General features: G+C 70.5%; 23 protein-coding genes. 5 read left to right on the forward strand and 18 right to left on the reverse strand.

The annotated features are described in order from the left end of the window. Positions 1-396: 396 nt before the first annotated feature. The gene (locus ACH34R_RS14895) at positions 397-942 is read right to left on the reverse strand and encodes a DUF5994 family protein (RefSeq protein WP_397561998.1); all 546 of its coding nucleotides are present in this window, start codon (positions 940-942) and stop codon (positions 397-399) included. 289 nt (positions 943-1,231) lie between these two features. On the opposite strand from ACH34R_RS14895, the gene ACH34R_RS14900 reads away from it, so the two are divergent. The 3 genes from ACH34R_RS14900 (at position 1,232) to ACH34R_RS14910 (ending at position 2,432) form a co-directional block, all read left to right on the forward strand. Beyond that, positions 1,232-1,399: a hypothetical protein gene (locus tag ACH34R_RS14900; RefSeq protein WP_397561999.1), complete on the forward strand. Its 168-nt coding sequence runs from the start codon at positions 1,232-1,234 to the stop codon at positions 1,397-1,399. A gap of 218 nt (positions 1,400-1,617) precedes the next feature. After that, positions 1,618-1,827, forward strand: coding sequence for a hypothetical protein (locus ACH34R_RS14905; RefSeq protein ID WP_397562000.1), 210 nt, complete (start codon positions 1,618-1,620; stop codon positions 1,825-1,827). Further along, complete coding sequence (locus tag ACH34R_RS14910) at positions 1,824-2,432, forward strand: universal stress protein (protein WP_397562001.1); 609 nt, start codon at positions 1,824-1,826, stop codon at positions 2,430-2,432. The genes ACH34R_RS14905 and ACH34R_RS14910 overlap by 4 nt, the downstream gene beginning before the upstream one ends. 49 nt (positions 2,433-2,481) lie before the next feature. Here the strand turns inward: ACH34R_RS14910 and ACH34R_RS14915 are convergent, their stop codons facing one another. The 15 genes from ACH34R_RS14915 to ACH34R_RS14985 form a co-directional block, all read right to left on the reverse strand. Beyond that, positions 2,482-2,691, reverse strand: a complete 210-nt coding sequence (locus tag ACH34R_RS14915; RefSeq protein WP_397562002.1) for a hypothetical protein — start codon at positions 2,689-2,691, stop codon at positions 2,482-2,484. 146 nt (positions 2,692-2,837) lie between these two features. Then, complete coding sequence (locus ACH34R_RS14920; protein WP_397562003.1) at positions 2,838-3,182, reverse strand: hypothetical protein; 345 nt, start codon at positions 3,180-3,182, stop codon at positions 2,838-2,840. A 67-nt stretch (positions 3,183-3,249) separates the two neighbouring features. Further along, on the reverse strand, positions 3,250-3,534 hold the full coding sequence (locus ACH34R_RS14925; RefSeq protein WP_397562004.1) for a GlsB/YeaQ/YmgE family stress response membrane protein: 285 nt from the start codon (positions 3,532-3,534) through the stop codon (positions 3,250-3,252). A 188-nt stretch (positions 3,535-3,722) separates the two neighbouring features. Further along, on the reverse strand, positions 3,723-4,700 hold the full coding sequence (locus ACH34R_RS14930; protein ID WP_397562005.1) for a LysR family transcriptional regulator: 978 nt from the start codon (positions 4,698-4,700) through the stop codon (positions 3,723-3,725). A gap of 247 nt (positions 4,701-4,947) precedes the next feature. Then, a complete protein-coding gene (locus tag ACH34R_RS14935; RefSeq protein ID WP_397562006.1) occupies positions 4,948-5,178 on the reverse strand; it encodes a hypothetical protein in 231 nt (76 codons plus the stop codon). A 125-nt stretch (positions 5,179-5,303) separates the two neighbouring features. Next, positions 5,304-6,308 carry an acyl-CoA desaturase gene (locus ACH34R_RS14940; protein ID WP_397562007.1) on the reverse strand — a complete coding sequence of 335 codons (1,005 nt, stop codon included), beginning with the start codon at positions 6,306-6,308 and terminating at the stop codon, positions 5,304-5,306. 19 nt (positions 6,309-6,327) lie between these two features. Then, positions 6,328-6,639, reverse strand: coding sequence for a UBP-type zinc finger domain-containing protein (locus ACH34R_RS14945; protein WP_397562008.1), 312 nt, complete (start codon positions 6,637-6,639; stop codon positions 6,328-6,330). 976 nt (positions 6,640-7,615) lie between these two features. Next, entirely contained in the window at positions 7,616-7,903 is a 288-nt protein-coding gene (locus ACH34R_RS14950; protein ID WP_397562009.1) for a lipopolysaccharide assembly LapA domain-containing protein, read from the reverse strand. Positions 7,904-8,130: 227 nt separating this feature from the next. Further along, positions 8,131-8,520 (reverse strand): STAS domain-containing protein, encoded by a 390-nt coding sequence (locus ACH34R_RS14955; protein WP_397562010.1) that lies wholly within the window; start codon positions 8,518-8,520, stop codon positions 8,131-8,133. A 74-nt stretch (positions 8,521-8,594) separates the two neighbouring features. Then, on the reverse strand, positions 8,595-9,158 hold the full coding sequence (locus ACH34R_RS14960) for a DUF5994 family protein (protein ID WP_397562011.1): 564 nt from the start codon (positions 9,156-9,158) through the stop codon (positions 8,595-8,597). Between the two features lie 207 nt (positions 9,159-9,365). Continuing rightward, a complete protein-coding gene (locus tag ACH34R_RS14965; RefSeq protein WP_397562012.1) occupies positions 9,366-9,500 on the reverse strand; it encodes a hypothetical protein in 135 nt (44 codons plus the stop codon). Between the two features lie 160 nt (positions 9,501-9,660). After that, positions 9,661-10,380, reverse strand: a complete 720-nt coding sequence (locus tag ACH34R_RS14970; protein WP_397562013.1) for a MerR family transcriptional regulator — start codon at positions 10,378-10,380, stop codon at positions 9,661-9,663. 42 nt (positions 10,381-10,422) lie between these two features. Further along, positions 10,423-11,847: a serine hydrolase domain-containing protein gene (locus tag ACH34R_RS14975; protein WP_397562014.1), complete on the reverse strand. Its 1,425-nt coding sequence runs from the start codon at positions 11,845-11,847 to the stop codon at positions 10,423-10,425. 115 nt (positions 11,848-11,962) lie between these two features. Beyond that, positions 11,963-12,460, reverse strand: a complete 498-nt coding sequence (locus ACH34R_RS14980; RefSeq protein WP_397562015.1) for a hypothetical protein — start codon at positions 12,458-12,460, stop codon at positions 11,963-11,965. A 142-nt stretch (positions 12,461-12,602) separates the two neighbouring features. Beyond that, the gene (locus ACH34R_RS14985) at positions 12,603-13,196 is read right to left on the reverse strand and encodes a TetR/AcrR family transcriptional regulator (RefSeq protein ID WP_397562016.1); all 594 of its coding nucleotides are present in this window, start codon (positions 13,194-13,196) and stop codon (positions 12,603-12,605) included. A gap of 101 nt (positions 13,197-13,297) precedes the next feature. Between ACH34R_RS14985 and ACH34R_RS14990 the strand changes: the two genes are divergently transcribed. Both ACH34R_RS14990 and ACH34R_RS14995 read left to right on the forward strand, forming a co-directional pair. Further along, entirely contained in the window at positions 13,298-13,945 is a 648-nt protein-coding gene (locus ACH34R_RS14990; RefSeq protein WP_397562017.1) for an FMN-dependent NADH-azoreductase, read from the forward strand. Further along, on the forward strand, positions 13,945-14,265 hold the full coding sequence (locus ACH34R_RS14995) for a DMT family transporter (protein WP_397562018.1): 321 nt from the start codon (positions 13,945-13,947) through the stop codon (positions 14,263-14,265). The genes ACH34R_RS14990 and ACH34R_RS14995 overlap by 1 nt, the downstream gene beginning before the upstream one ends. 25 nt (positions 14,266-14,290) lie before the next feature. Here ACH34R_RS14995 and ACH34R_RS15000 read toward each other — a convergent pair whose 3' ends face one another. Then, the gene (locus tag ACH34R_RS15000; protein ID WP_397562019.1) at positions 14,291-15,130 is read right to left on the reverse strand and encodes an SAM-dependent methyltransferase; all 840 of its coding nucleotides are present in this window, start codon (positions 15,128-15,130) and stop codon (positions 14,291-14,293) included. A gap of 92 nt (positions 15,131-15,222) precedes the next feature. Then, a complete protein-coding gene (locus ACH34R_RS15005; RefSeq protein ID WP_397562020.1) occupies positions 15,223-16,014 on the reverse strand; it encodes an SDR family NAD(P)-dependent oxidoreductase in 792 nt (263 codons plus the stop codon). Positions 16,015-16,153 lie beyond the last annotated feature (139 nt).

Genomic DNA, 16,153 nt, shown 5'->3' on the forward strand with positions numbered 1-16,153 from the left:
CTCAACCTCACCGGCTGGCACAAGGCGCCCGGCCTTCACCTGCACGCGCCGCCGCCCGGACCTGATCCACCTGGCCACGCTCAGGAACCACCACACCGACGGATGCCTCCGAAGTGCTGACGGCTCCTCTGCCGGCGAGCCCGGCAGACCGACAGGTGCGTTGCATCCCGCCATCCCGGAGCACCGGTGGCCGAGCTGGATCGGCCACGCCGCCAGATGCGGGGACAAGCCCAGGCCGGGGCCGCCGCGATACCCGCCCAGGCCCGCGCCGAAGAACGAGCATGCCGCGGAGCAGATCACGGCCGCGGCCAGACGAGAACGGGCGGACGGCGAGCATCGGCCATGATGGCCGCGCCCACGCGGGCCACGCCATCGGCCGACCGGCCGGACCTTGCGCTACGACCAGGTGGTGGCGGGCCGTGCGGGCGCGGGGTCGGCGATGTGGCCGCCCTCGTTCTCCCAGGAGGCCGAGCCGTCCCGGCCAGGTGAGCCTTCCGCAGGGACCGCGGGGTGGAGCATGTCGGCCGGACGGACGCCGATCGTGCCTGCGGCGGCGAGCGCGAGCGCGGCCATGGCCGGGCCGTGTGCGGTGCCGGGTGGGATGACCAGCAGGGATATCGGCACGGTTCCCGCGATGCTCAGGGTGATCAGATGCGGGTCGGCGCTGTTGAACCAGCCTACTCGGACCTGGCGGCCGCGGGCCGGGATGCGGTGCGGAATGTGCTCCCACGCGTCCGCATGCAGGCCCACACGCAGGACGGCCCTGTCGAGCCGCCGGTCGACGGCCGAGATGAGCGCGGGCAGTTCGGCGGCGGCGTCACGGGAGCGCGGCCACCACGCGCCGTCGACGGTACCTCGCTGGTCGAGGACGGCGTTGAGGCTGAGCCTGGGCGCGGCCTGAGCCGCGAGTACAGGGCTGGGCGGGGAGAGGAGTGTCGTCATGATGGTCGCCTGGCCTGTCAGGCCCTTACGTGGGCCGAAATGGTCTGTCGCCGCGGGCGACGCCAACTGAATGCCAGCGCACGAAATGTCCTCGGTGTTTTCTATTCTACCTCTTTTGATGAGGCACGGAGGGGCGTCAGGTCGCCATCGGGATGATCGGCGCTGTTATCGATCGCGGTGATGACCAGGTCAGTGATCGCCTGTTTCCTGCTTTTGTCAGGAAGAACATCCTGGGACCAGGTCGCGTCGCGTCCGAGAGCAGTCGAAGGGAAGCGCCATGAGCCCGACAATGAAGATCAAATCCAGGGTGCGGGCCGTTCAGGGGTGGATCATGCTCAACTTCGGCCGCGCCACCGGGAACCAGTACCTGGAGTCCAAAGGCATGGCCATCCGGTCTGAATCTGAAAGCGACCTGGGGCGGCGCGCCGGGAAAACCGGGAAGATGCCCAAGCGCTGACCGCGGCGACCGGCAACGACATCGAAATGTGCCGGGTCGGCCTGGCCCGGCACATTCTCGCCTCAAATGACCCGCGAATTGCGGGCACAGATCTGGAGTTGCCATGAATCGTGTCATCGTCGTGGGCGTCGACGGTTCGGATGCCGCGACCGCGGCCGTTGAGTGGGGCGGCCGATGATGCCGCTCGCGCGGGTGCCCGGCTCCGCATCGTTCACGCCGTGGACCGCACACCGTACGCGATGGCGATGTTCTCCGCCCAAGGTCAGGGTGATGTCATGCGCAGCGCGCAGCGGGTGCTGAGCGACGCCGAGGCGGTGGCGGGCAAGCGGCAGCCCGGCATCGACGTCGACTGCGAACTGCTTCAGGGCGGCGATGCGGCGACGCGGCGACGTTGCGGGGCCAGGCCGGCGACTCCGCCGAGATCGTGATCGGCGGCAGCGGTCTCGGCGGCTTCCCCGGCGCCGTGCCGGGGTCGGTGAGCGCCCACGTGGCCGGGCACGTGCGCGGCCCGGTGGTCGTCGTCCGATCCGGTCCGGGCACCGGTCCGGGCACCGGCCGCGACACCGGCCGCGACACCGGTCCGGGCACCGGCCGCGACACCGGCCTCGGCACCGCCCATGGGCAGGTCGTCGTCGGGCTCGACGGCTATCAGGCCTGCGAGCCCGCCCTCGCCTACGCCTTCGAGCAGGCGATGCACCGCGCGAGCACGCTGGGCGCGGTCCATGTGCGGCGACCGCCGGCGCATGCTCACATCCCCGGACGCGCCTATGATCTGGAGGAGATCCACGCTGCCTGGTGCCGGCCCCCGGCGGCCGCCCTTGGCGGGTGGCAGCGACGGTATCCGCAGATTCCGGTGATCGAGGACGTCCGTCGTGCCCGCCCCGTCGATGCGCTCATCAGCGCTTCGGCTCAGGCGGATCTGGTCGTCGTAGGCTCTCAGGGCCGAGGGGCGATCGGCACCGTGATGCTCGGATCCGTCGCTCTCGGGCTCTTGTACGGCGCACGCGGCTCTGTCGCCATGGTGCGTCCATAAGGGAGCCCTGGCGGGCGATGCGGAACCTGAGCGGGTGCCGGCGGGTGGATCAGCCGGCAGGCTCAGGGGTGAGCAGCGGCGCGGGCGGCGTCGGCGGTGCGCCAGGCTGGATCACCGGGCTGTAGACGAGTTTGTCGGGCGGTGGCGGCGGCCTGCGCTTGCCGTCGTGGCCGCGTCCAGGCTCGGGCTCGGGCTCGGGTGGGAGCGGTGGCCGGGCGGTGGTTTCCTGAAGGTGTTTGTCGTCGTTGCGGAGATTCATGGCGCGTCGCCTTCCGGGGGCGTTTTGAGGGGATTTGCCTGGTATATCGTCGGTCGTCGTGGAGAGGGGCGGCTGGTCGGGGCCGGGGGGTGTGTCGGCGAGGAGTTCCTGGAACAAGCCTTGTCCGCTTCCGGGATCGATCCATTTCAGCCGTCCTGCCTGGCCGATCCGCCGGGCGCACTCGGGCGGTCGGAGTCGGTGGTGGGCCCGCGGCTGCCGCGCCGCCTGGTGTTGCGGCCGGGCGGAGCGAGGGGGCCGGGCGGTGACTGGTCGTCGATGGCGTCCTGCCGGCTTCGGACGGTCGACCCGCTCCAGCGCGACCGGGTACGGAACAGGGGCAGCAACAGCCCGAGGATGCCACCGAGCATCAGGATGACGCCCACGATGCGCTGTTCGACGCCGCCTGCCGAGCCGCCCACCGAGCCGTCGGCCAGGGCGAAGGTGAGGACGGCGCCGACGACGATGACCGCGACGGCTGCGGCGATGGGCATCACGCCCCACCCCTGCCACGACAGGCACGTGAGCGCTGGAATGGGTTGCGGAGCGTGCCGGGCGGGGTCATCGGCGGCCGGCCCAGCGGCCGGAGCGCCGGCCGGTGATCAGGTTGTGACCGAGCAGCAGGGCTGCCGCTCCGGCGATGGCGCACAGCCAGGTGGCCAGGTGGAAGAACCCCTGGATGCCCGAGACGTGCAACACCTCGGTGGCGATGAACCCACCCAGTAGCGCGCCGGCGATGCCAAGCCCGAAAGCGGTGATCAAACCTTGCGCGTCCTTGCCGGGGACCAGCATTCTGGCCACCACCCCGGCGACCAGTCCAAGAATGATCCAAGCGATGATGCCCATGGCCGAACTCCTGTGGCGGTGCATCGACGGCTGCGTGGGATCGGTCTTCCGGACCGGTCGAAGCAGGGGCCGGCCGCCGCGCGATCGCCGGCGGTCAGGCTCGTTCACTTCGAGCCAACACCCGCGCGTGCCGTAGGGGAAACAGGCGATCCGGGAAGAACCCATCTCCAGAACCGATCAGCAGGACATCAGACAGGCCCATCACTGTGGCCGGTGGCCGTGGGGGCGTCTGCGCCGGGCCTTGGTCCGTCGGGTCCGCTGGGCGGGGCGGTGGGTTCCAGCCAGCCGAGTTGCGCGGCGAGTTGCCGGGCGCTGTCGATGACGGTGGCGATGTGGGGAGAGGGGTTGTCCTGGTGCCACAGCAGTGACCAGGGGTAGTGCGTGGCGGGCTCCAGGGGCCGCCAGGTGGTGCCGAGCCGGTTCGAGGTGCGGAAGGAGGAGGGGACGCAGTGTACGCAGCGGCGCTGGCGGACGAGGTCGGCGGCGGCACGGGTGCTCTCGACGGTTCCCTCATAGGCGGTGGGTGCGAACCCGGCCGAGCGGCACAGCGTGATGACGAATTCGTTGAGCTCAGGCGTCTGGGATTCCTCGCCCAGCAACAGGAGCTCGCCGGAAAGGGCGGTCACGGGTACGCCGTCCATGTCGGCGAAGCGGTGGTCATCGGGTAGCAGAACGCCGAGCGGATCGAGCCTGATGAGCTTGGAGGTCACCTCGGCCGGGGCTTTGGCGGCGTGTCCGATGGCGATGTCCAGGCGCCCATCGGCCAGTTGCCGGTACTGCTCGGGGCTGCCCGCTTCGATCTGATGGATGGTGATGTCGGGATGACCGCGCTGGAGTTCGCGCAGAATCTGCGGCATGGTGTCGTAGCCGGCGTCGATGATGCCGACGCGCAGCGTGGGCGCTGAGGCGGCGGCGTGGCGTGCGGCCTGCCCGGCCCGGCCCACGTGATCGAGGATTTGGCGTGCCTGGATGAGGAAGGCGGCGCCCGCGGGGGTCAGGTTGACGTGGTGGGTGCTGCGGTCCAGCAACCGCACTCCGAGTTCGCGCTCCAGCCGCTGGATCTGCTGGCTCAGCGCGGACTGGACGATGTGCTCGCGTGCCGCGGCCCGGCCGAAGTGGAGTTCTTCGGCCAGCGTCACGAAGTAGCGGAGCTGCCGTAATTCCATGCCCGCCACCCCTTCCCGGTCCGGGCGGCGCCGCCCCGGGCCGTTGTCTCCCACTCTAGGGCGCGGCGTGGGCGTGTGAACCGCATGCCCGTCTGCCATGGCCCGGTCTGGTAGGGGAAACGAGCAATGGCGGCACCGGTTGTCACCGGAACCGATGAGCGGGTTCGCCCCCGCTGGAGGCCGGGAGGAGCGCCGGCCCGTGGGAGAGGTGGATCAGCCGGTCGAGCGGGCAGGACCGTGGTGAAGATCAGGAACGCGCCGACGGGTAGAAGGTGGCGGCGGCTCCGGCCAGTATCAACGATCCGCGCGGGACGAGCGGGGCGGCGATGCCGACGAGCGGCACGCGGGCCTGCAACGCGGTCGGCACGGCGAAGCCCGCGACGACGACCCCGAGGACGAACAGGTCGCCGACCGACGGGCTGTGTTCGGTGCGGAAACCGGCGAAGAACCGCACCGCCGAATCCGCACCGGCGACCATCCCTAGTGGGACAGACGCCCCCGCTCACATGCCGGGCCCTGCCACAAGGCCGATGACGATCACCACGGCCACCGCCGCACCGGCCGGCGGCCATATCGGCGGCGGAACCGGCAGGGTCATCGGTTTCAGTCCGCGTTCGGGGCGCGGGCCGGTGAGAGCGGGCCGGTACGGCGGCGCTGGATGCGTTCGGGGTCGGGCCAGCGCACGTCGCTCACCCAGCCGAGCCGTTCGAACAGGCGGATCAGCCCGCTGGACGGGTCGATCTGGCCTCGGTCGAGGCCGTGACGGGCGCAGGTGGGCTCGCTGTGGTGGCCGTTGTGCCAGCTCTCGCCGAAGGACAGCAGGGCCAGCGGCCACAGGTTCGTGGCCCGGTCGTAGCGGCGGGTCGTGAAGGGGCGGTTCCCGATCAGGTGGCACAGGGAATTGACGCTCCAGGTGACATGCTGGAGCAGAGCGACGCGGATCAACCCGGCCCACAAGAAGGCGGTCAGGGCGCCGTGCAGGGTGCCGGTGATCGCCCACCCGGCCAGGAACGGCAACGCCAGCGACAGCGCGCACAGCGCGGGGAACGCGCGGGCCACGCGGGTCATCGCCGGGTCCGCCAGCAGGTCGGGGGCATAGCGTTCGGCGGATGTCGTCGCGTCGCCGGTGAACAGCCAGCCAAGGTGGGCGTGGGCAAGCCCCCGAAGCTGCCCGCGCAGGCCGGTACCGTACCGGTAGGGAGAATGGGGATCGCCTGGCCGGTCGGTGAAGGCGTGATGGCGGCGGTGGACGGCGACCCAGTCGATCACGTTGCCCTGAAATCCCATCGATCCCGCGACGGCCAGCGCCGTGCGCAGCCATGGCAGGGCGGTGAAGGAGCCGTGGGTGAGCAGCCGGTGGAACCCCACCGTCACCCCCAGCCCGGTCACCACGTAGAAGACCGCTGCCAGCAGCAGGTCGGTGAGCGCGACGCCCTGCCCCCACGCCAGGACGATCGCGGCGCCGAGCGCGAACAACGGCAGGATGACGATCGCCGCCGTCAGCCCGAGCTGAGCCCTGCCGACCGCATGGTGCTCCGTCGCCCCGGGAAATGGGGATACGCCGTCATAGTCCAGCCGATCTCTCACCGGCTGTTGGTCAATGGTCATGAGGTCTCTTCTGTCTTGTCTATACGGTTCGCCGATGCACGTAGCACCAGCGCCAGGTCGAGCCCGGATCCAGGGCGGCGACCACCGGGTGGTCGGTTTCCTGGTAGTGAGCCTTGGCGTGACCGGGCCGCGCATCGTCGCTGCAGGCCACCCACCCGCAGCTCAGGCACACCAGCAACCGCGTCCAGGTCCGGCCGAGGGCCAGACATTCCTTGCATTCGGGCGACCCGGGCTCCATGGCCGGGAGCAGGTCGATGTGAGTGCAACGCGGCTCCTGGCCGTTCAGACCGGCGCGCGCGGTCGCGTTCGTCCCTTCTGCGTCCAGGCTCATCACGACCCCCCCCACGGTGGCAGCGACGCAAGCTGCGCCGGCTGATCACTCCTCAGTCAATGCGATCCGCGAGCCGGTGGAAACGTCGATTCCGAGCAAGTCTCATCACTCGCGGCGATAGCCGTCCGCAGGCGCGTCGCCAACGTGCCGTATCCGGCACGCGTCCGGCTCGCTCCCGCGTCTCGACGGACCGCCCGGAAGCAATGGACCACGATCTCGGTGCACCTTGCGGACCATTTCGCGCGCGGTGCGTGAACGTCGATCAGCGGGTGCCCTCGCCGACCGGGAATAGAACGCGGGCAGGCCGCCCAGAGCGGCACTCAGCCGACGAACGAGCTCATGGCCATCTTCCTTCGGATACTGATCCACCTTCGCACCGAGCACCCCGCGTGGCTCACAAGGTGCTCGCATGACCGCCACGCGATGCCGGGCGATTTCGGGGGCGTACCCGTCCCGGTGGGATCCCCATCGCCGCAGGCCACGATGCCACCGCTGAGCCTAGGCAGAATGGGACAATGAAGACGAGCGGACACCGACAGCCCGCCTGCGGCGACTACGCGTCCTAAGCGCGCGTCTGGCGGGAAGCCGCGCAACCGCTACGGCCCTCCTGGCGAGCGCCTGGTCGGTTGCGATGCCGAGCGACCGGGCGGCGGCCACCTCCAGGAGTTGCAGAGGCGGTCATCGCCTCCAGGCAGGCGACCGGTCGCTGCCGGTCACCGCGGCAGCTATGTTCGCCGCGTTCTGCAGGGCAAGAGTGCGCGAGGCTGCGGCGATCGCCTTTCAGGACACCGGCCAGGGCCTCAGCGCTGGCGCTCGACATGCGAGGCCGCACGGCTGTGCCCCTATCACGCCCTTGGAGGCGGTTCACCTGCCCATTCACACGATGATCGCACCCCTGGCGCTATTGGGGATCAGCAAGTTCGGGACTTCCAAGGTGGTCTCATGGCGAAGAGCCCGATGCGGGGAGCGCTCTCCGTTACCGGTTGTGATGCCGGCGCGGACGGGCCAGGCGACGGAGTTGAGTGATACGGGCGGTACCGAGCACCAAGGTGAGCAAGATCCCACTGACCATGGCGATCAGCATCGCGACCGCCAGCGGCAGCGTGCCGTGCAGGCCGAGAAAGGACACCTGCGTAAGGGTGGTGTTCTGCAGTATGAACACGATGAAGGCGATGGACGCGAGCGCGGCGGCCCACACGCCCGCCCAGGCCACGCTGGTGCGGGTGACGGGTACCGGCCTGGAGTCCTCGGCGCTTGAGCCCACGTCCGTAGGGTGCGGGGCCGTCGCCGGTGCCTCATCACCGTGGGGCGCAGTGCCCTCCGCCGTTTCGGGGGATGGCTCGGATCTGTTACGGAGACGGTGCAGGATGTCCACGATGGCCTTTCAGTGAGCAGGCGTTGGTGGAGCGGCGCTCGGATAGAGATCTCCCGCCGCCCGGTCCCGTGCTCGGGTGGACAGCGGGTCCCTGGCGGAGTTGGTGCGCGGATCGGTCAGGCCAGCACCCGGAGGCTGCGGTCCAGGCCGGTGATGCGCAGCAGTTTGGACATGTACGGGCGGGGGGTGGTCAGGGCGAGGGTGATGCCCATCGCCCGGGCGCGGCGTTGGATGCCGACCAGGACGGCCAGTCCGGAGGCATCGCAGAACGATACCTCGGACAGGTCGAGAATGAGCAGGTTCGTGCTGTAGCACAGGACCCGCAGCAGACGCTTACGAAGCGCGTGGCTGGTGAAGATGTCGATCTCACCGGTCAAGCGGATGGTCGTCGCGGCGGCGCACGACCCGGCAGGGACGGCGCCGGCCCGCGGGCCGCCTTTGCCGGTGCGCATGCCGTCCACGGTGGCGCGGGGTCTGTCGATGATGGGCCTGTCGATAATGATCATGATCGCTCCATTCGGAGAACATCTGGAAGGGCTTGCCGGCCAGGCCGATCGGGCCGGGTGCCGGTAGGCCGGTGTCAGGCGGTGGACGGCTGATCGCTGATGTTTCCGCTCTCGTCCTCCCACTGGACTGGGCCGTCCGCATCCGGGGTACCGAGGCCGGCCGCGGCCGTGCGGTGTGCGGCACCGAGGATGTCGGCGGGGCGCCGGCCGGGCGCGCCACGGACGGAAAGGGCCAGCGCGGCGGCTGCCGGGCCGACGGCGGTATCCGGCGGGATGACCAGCAGCCTGATCGGCTCGGCACCCATGGAGACCAGGCTGATCAGGTGTGCGTTGGCGTGGCGGAACCGGCCCACCCGGATCTGGCGTCCGCGGGCCGGGATGTGGTGCGGAGCGTCGTCCCATGCGTCGCCGTGCAGGCCGACGCGCATCGTGATCTGCGCCAGCCGCTGGTCGACGACGGCGATGAGAGCGGGTAGTTCGGCGGCGGCGTCGCGAGAGCGAGGCCACCACGCCCCGTCTACGGTGCCCCGCCGGCAAAGGCGAGGATCCAGCCTGAGCCGGACCGTAGAGTCGATCGCGGCAGAAGCGTCGGCGGCGGCGTTCGGTGGGTTGCGATCAGCAGGAACTCCCGGCGTCATGGTCGCCCTGGCCTATCCGGGCCCTTGGAAGGACGCGGTGGTGGTTCGCCGGGGGCGACGCCGACCTGAGTGCCAACGCTCGAAAAGTCCTCGGTAATTTGAGTTTACCTCTTTACTGCCGAAGTTTCCAATTTCCGGCAGTGGCCGAGCGGCCGCCTTGTGGAAAAATGCCCCTTGGTGGGTGTTCAGCCCTGTCTGATCCCGGAGTCAGGCGCCGCGCCATGCCGGGGTGGATTCGCTGGTGAGACGGCGGGTGATGAGATCGGTCACGGCGATATGGATCAGGGCTTCGGAACCGGCCGGCAGGGCCTCGTGTTCGCGGGCCGGGCGCCGGTGGAACATCAGCCATCCCAGGGCGCGGCCCTCGGCGGCACGCGTCAGGTGGGCGGGTGAAGCCAGGGGACGCCGGTGCGGTCCACGTACACGATGGCGTCACAGAAACCCCGCTCACCGAACGAACTGCGCGTCAGAGCCCGCTGCCAGGCAGGACGCGGAATCGAGGCTAGCCTTCCATGAGTCGGGCCAGGCGGTCCCAAGCGGGGGATGAGGCTCCAGGCTGGGATTGCGCGGCCAATCGGGCGATGGTCGGGTTGTGGACGGGGCGGGTCTCGGATCGGCTGTGGTGGCCGGTGAACCAGTTCCGGGTACGGTCCGCGAGGGCGGGGAGGCGGGGGTCGTCCGGCGACCAGTTGTAGGCGGCGTCATGTTCGAGGTAAAGGGCGCGGAACTCGGGGTCGGTCATGAGCTCGCGTTTTTCGGCGATCCACACGGAGGCCTCCTCGGGTGAGGCGGTCTGCATGAGGATCCAGCCGTCGCGTTCCAGGTGGATCTGGCGCTCGCTGACACCGAGCTCACGCAAGCCGTCGAGATGGCCGGCGACCTCCGGGGAGACGAAAAGCCGGTCGCCGCCGCGGAGCCGGGCGAGTTGATCTCGGGTTCGCCGTAGCTGTGCGATGCGATCTCGGAGGTTTCGGTCGATCTCGGCGATGGCTGCCGTGAGCGCGTCCGGGCCGGCGTCAAGAAGGTCTTTGATGCGGGCCAGTGGCACGCCCGCATTGGCCAGGGTTCTGATCTTGACGAGGTCGATGGCGTCTTGGGCGGTGTAGCGCCGGTAGCCGGAGGAGTCGCGGCCGGGCTCGGCGAGCAGGCCGCGCTCGTGATAGTGGCGGACGGCCTTGGTGGTCACCCCGGCGTAGTCCGCGAGTTGGCCGATCGTGAGCATGCTCGCCATCCTTCCACCCGGCTGTCAGGCCGGCCGGAACGGTCAGGCCCGCCGGGTCAGGCGGCCGCCGCCGTTGCGGAAGCGCGCTTGGCCGTCGCGGATGTCGTGGTAGGAGACGAGCAGCAGCCGCAGGTATCCGTCGAACGTCTCCAGCGGGTATCCGGCGGGCGCGAAGAGGCCGGGCCGGATGGGCACGTAGCGCTGTGGCGGGGCGGAGGTCGTGCCGCCGGCGAACTCGGTGAAGATCTGCTCCTGCGATTCGTCCGCCGGTTCGTAGGTCGTCCGCTCCTCAAGCCGGCCATCGACGATGCCGACGTCGATGCGGAGCTGATCGGAGCGGTAGGTGCCCACATATGGGGTGAGGTCGACGTCCTTCTGTACATCGGTGACCAGAGCGGGGATCTGGACGCCGAGATGCTCGCTCAGCAGCCGCTGCAGGATCCGGTCCTGCAGCATGATCGCCCCCGGGGTGTTGCCGAAGGCGGCGAAGACCAGGTCGTGCTCGGGTACGACGCACAGGATGGACACGCCGCCGGGCGACGCGCCGGACATGGCCAGGACGGTCGTGCCGCCGAACGGGTACCGCACCCAGCCCAGGCCCATCGGCGGGACGTTCGGGGTCGCCATGTCGTGCGAGACCCGCTGCATCAGCGCGGTCGACTCCACCGACAGGACGCGTGTGCCAGAGGGGGACACGCCGCCCGCCAGGTGGGTGCGCCCGAAGGCGAGCAGGTCGCCGATCGTGCCGATCGGCGTGCCGCCGGCCGGCCCCCAGGTGTCGGGCAGCATGAACATGCCGGTGGGCCTGGCCGCCCCGGTCTCGGGGTCCGGGAAGTGGCCGACAGCCGTGCTGCGCAAGATGGCCCGCTCGGCCGAGGTGCTGGAGTCCTTCATGCCGACGGGTGCATAGACGTCGCGTTCGAGCAGGTCGGGGAAGTGCGTGCCGGTCACCACTTCCAGCAGGCGGCCCGCGACGATCATGCCGCCGTTGGAGTAGCTGAGCTGCTCGCCGGGCTCGAACAGGCTGCCGCAGCCGCGCGCGAGGCCGGTGACGTAGGTCTTCAGGGCGTCGCGGCCCTTGGCGTCGGGGAAGTACAGGTCCGCGTCGATGCCGTTGGTGTGGGAGATCAGGTGCCGGACCAGGATCTTGTCCGCCGCGCCCGATGCGGTCAGGGCGAACTCGGGGAGGTACTTCACCACCGGCGCCTCCAGGTCCAGCAGTCCCCGATCGACCTGCTGCAGGACCAGCGTGGTGGTCATGACCTTGGTGACCGAGCCGAAGAGAAATCCGGTGTCGTCGAGCATCGGTGCGCCGGTGGCGGTGTTCGCGGTGCCGTGGGCGACGACGATCTGCTCGCCGGCGTGGTGGACGCCGGCGACGAACCCGGGGACGCTGTCGGACTCGCAGTAGGCGGCGGCCTGCTCGCGGATCTGGGCCTCGACGGCGCGCAGTGCGTTGCTGTTCATGTGGAACATCGTCGAGCCTTGCCCCTGGGGCAAGGTCAAGCCGGGTAAGGCCGCCTGCGGTACCGCCTGAAACCGGGCCCGCCGACCGCCCGGTGGCGTGTACGGCGGGTGGGGGTCAGCCGTGGCCGAAGTCGGCTACTCGCCAGCGTTCGGTGGGGGTGTCGCGGACGACCAGGAAGGTGTAGGCGCGGGGGCCGTCGGGCTCCGGGCCGGTGTCGACCTGCACGACCCAGTACTCGGCCGGGACGCCCGCGCCCAGGCGGAAGCCCGGGACCGTGTCCGGGTACGGTGCGCCGACACGGATGCGGGTCAGGCTCTGGTATTCGCAGCCGTGCCCCCGGGCGCCGTGGGCGCGCAGGAACGAAGGCGTGCTCATCTCCTGGATCGCGTCGTCGTCCCTGGCCGCCACCGCCCGCAGGTACGCCGTGACGGTCTCCTGGGGCGTGGCGTTCTTCGGAGGCACGGGGACCGCCGCCCGGCGTACGGAGACCAGCTCGCACAGGGAGACCCGCAGCGCCGGCAGCAACGGTTGGAGCACCAGGCCCGCCCCGAAGGCCACGGCCAGCACGATCGCCGCGCCCAGCCAGGAAGCGCTCGCCCTGCCGACGGTCACGCCGCACTTCCCGGGGTGGCCGCCCCGATCACTTCCCGCATCGTGGGGTCTCCTGTCTGCGAGTCGTCCTCTCATTCATATATGAGCGACCGGTCCCCACAGGAGGCATAGGCATTTTTCATGCGGTATGACCATGCGTTGCTCACCCTGGCGGCAGTACGCCCTCGGCCAGCCGGGCCAGCGCCGCCGCGATCCGCCCGGGGGTGAGCCCGCGTTCGCGCTGGCGGAGGTAGACCTCCGCGGCGAGCGGGGCGAGCAGTGTGTCCGTGAGCGCGTCCGGGTCGGGGACCGCCCCCGCGACCAGCAGCGCGCGGACGTGCGCGTGCCAGAAGCCGTACGCGCCGCTGGCGTAACGCATCCGCCCGGCCTCCGCGCCGAGCACCAGGTGGCCGTGCTTTTCCAGCAGGTCGACCATGGCGGCGTAGAAGGCGGCCAGCCGCCGGCCGGGCGGCGCGCCGGGGCCGAGCGGCGGCTCGCCGCGCAGCAGCCGTTCCTGAAGGTCGCGTTCGTACTCGTCGAGCAGCGCGAGCGCGATCGAGCCCGTGTCGGGATAGCGCCGGTACAGGGTGCCGCGGCCCACGCCGGCGGCCTTGGCGATCTCGTCCATGGTGACGCCGCGCGGGTCGCGCGTGGCGAACAGGCCGGCGGCGGCGCGCAGCACCTTGGCCCGGTTGCGGGCGGCGTCGGCCCGCTCGGGCGTCGGCTCTCCGGACAGCAGGTCGGTACGGCGTCGCATGCCGGTGACTGTAGCCCACCCAGAGAACTGGACGCAGTGTCCGGTTGGCCGCTACAGTCAGAAGCGGACACAATGTCCACTTGATTTCGAGGAGCCTCCCCATGACCACCCTGCTGCACCTGGACGCGAGCGCCCGCCGCCGTTCGCTCAGCCGCCACCTGGGCCGGACGTTCGCCGACGCCTGGCGGACCGCCCACCCCGACGGCGGCTACGTCTACCGTGACCTGCACGAACGGCCCGTCCCGCCGCCCGGCGAGGCGTGGACCGAGCTGTGCGATCACGTCCTCGAACACGGCATCACCGACATCGGCCGCCTCAAGGACGCGGTCCGCGGCCCGGCCGGGGCGGCGGCCTGGGCGATCGTCGAGCCACTGCTCGCCGAGCTGGTGAACGCCGACGTGGTGCTGATCGCCACGCCCATGTACAACTACTCGGTCCCGGCGACGCTGAAGGCGTGGATCGACCAGGTGACGTTCCCGAGGATGTCACTGGCCGGCCGCCGGTTCGTGATCGCCACCGCGCGCGGCGGCGCGTACGGCCCGGGCACCCCGAAGGAGCCCTACGACCATCAGGAGCGCTACCTGCGCGACTTCCTCGCCGGGCACCTCGCGGTGCGCGACACCGTCTTCGTCAACGCCGAACTGACCAACGCCCGCGTCGATCCGGCGCTCGCCCACCTGCGGGCCGAGCACGAGGAGTCCTACGCCGCCGCGCTGCGCGCCGCTCGCGCACTGGGAGGTGAGCACTGATGAGCTGGGCGCTGCTGCTGGCCGCCGGAGCCGTGGAGATCGCCTGGTCGCAGAGCATCAAGCCGACGGAGAACTTCACCAGGCCGCTGCCCACGCTGATCTGCTTCGCGCTCGCCGCCGTGGCCGTCTACCTGCTGTCGCTGTCGATGCGTACGCTGCCGGTCGGCACCGCCTACGCGGTGTTCACCGGAATCGGAGCGGTCGGGGCCGTCGTCCTCGGCGTCGTGATCCACCGCGACCCGGTCACGCTCGCCCGGGTCGCGGCCCTTTCGCTGATCGTGGGCGGCATCGTCCTGGCCCGCGCCACCGAGCCGGGCTGAGGCCGCGCCAGAGGCCCGGCCGAGGTCAGGGCTTGACGCCCGCGCCCGCCCACACCCACGGGTGCCCGCCGGGGATGTCCGGCACCGGGCCGTCGGGCCGCCACTGGGAGGCCTGTACGACACCGGGGTCGAGCATGTCGAGCCCGGTGAAGAAACGGCCGACCTCCTCGCGGTCACGCGGGACCAGGGGAGCGGTGGCCTTGTCGTAGGCGCCCACCGCGCCGCGCGTCGCGGCGGCGGGGTTGAAGTCGGCGGTGTAGTGCGAGACGACCAGGTGGCTGCCCGCGGGGACGGCGGCCAGCAGCCGGCGCACGATGCCGTGCGGGTCGTCGGCCTCGGTGAAGAACTGCAGCACCGCCACCAGCAGGACGCCCACCGGCTGGGTGAAGTCGATCGTGGCGCGGGTCTGCGGGTCCTCCAGAATGGTGCCGGGCTCGCGCAGGTCGGCCTGGATGATGCTGGTCCCGCCGGTCCCGGTCATCAGCGCGCGGGCGTGGACCAGGACGATCGGATCGTTGTCCACATAGGCCACCCGGGCGTCGGGAACGGCCTGCTGGGCGACCTCATGGACGTTGGGCGAGGTGGGAATCCCGGTGCCGATGTCGAGGAACTGCCTGATCCCGGCATCGGTGAGCGCGCGTACGGCGCGCACCAGGAACGCGCGGTTCTGCCGCGCGCCCGCCCGGACGCCGCCCCGGGTGGCGGAGATCATCTTCTCCGCGGCCTCCCGGTCGGACGGGAAGTTGTCCTTGCCGCCCAGGTAGTAGTCGTAGATCCGCGCGGGGTGGGCCACCTTGGTGTTGATCTTCGGCGTGGATCGGCCCTCCGGGGTGACGGGGGGCGTCGAGGCGCTTTCGTCGGCCATGGTATGACCTCCGTACCAGCTCGTCCGATGGCTCTGGTGATCATATAGGGTGCGGAGCTGGGGCACACCCGCGGGTCGGTGCGACGGGGCGATCACATGATCGCCAACTGGCCTCCGTCGATCACCAGCTCGGTGCCGTGGACGAACGAGGCGTCATCGGACGCCAGGAACGCGTACCCGGCCGCGACCTCCTCGGCCAGCCCGGCCCGGCCGAGCGGGATGTGGTCGCGCTCGTAGCCGGAGACGAAGTCGTCGGCGAGCCCTTCCGAGATCTGCGAGTTGAGCGGGGTCTTGATGTAGCCGGGGCACAGCGCGTTGACGCGGATGCCGTGCCGGCCCAGCTCGACCGCCATGGTCTTGGTGAGCAGCAGCACGCCGCCCTTGGAGGCGTTGTAGTGGGCGTAGTCCGCCTCGCCGCCGAGCCCGTTGGTGGAGGACATGTTGACGATCACCCCGCCCGTCCCGCGCTCGACCATGTGGCGGGCCGCGGCCTGGGCGACCAGGAACATGCCGCGCAGGTTGACGGAGATGATCCGGTCCCAGTGCGCGGGGGTGATCTCCAGGAACGGCTCGCGCCAGGCCGTGCCCGCGTTGTTGACCAGTACGTCGATCCCGCCCAGCGCGGCGATCGCGCCGTCCACCAGCGCCGCCGCGCCGCTCTCCGAGCTGACGTCACCGGCCAGGCCGGTCACCTCCGCGGGCCCAGACGACCCGGACAGGGCCGACAGCGTGGACAGCTCGCCCACGGTACGGTCCACCTCGGCCTGATCAAGGCCGCCCAGCACCACGCGGGCGCCCTCCTCCAGGAACCGGCGGGCGGTGGCCGCGCCGATGCCGCTGCTGCCGCCGCTGATCAGCACTCTCTTGCCGGCGAGTCCGCGCATGACGTTCCTTCCTCGTCACCTCAAGCTAACACTGATTCCGTATCATGCACCAGCATTCCGGCCAGCGGAACTCGGGTGAAGCTGCGATGGCTCTTGACAGCGGCACCGGGTGCTGGTGTCCTGTCGCTCATTCGGAATA

Source organism: Spongiactinospora sp. 9N601, from assembly GCF_044326295.1.
GTDB classification, from domain to species: Bacteria; Actinomycetota; Actinomycetes; order Streptosporangiales; family Streptosporangiaceae; genus Spongiactinospora; species Spongiactinospora gelatinilytica.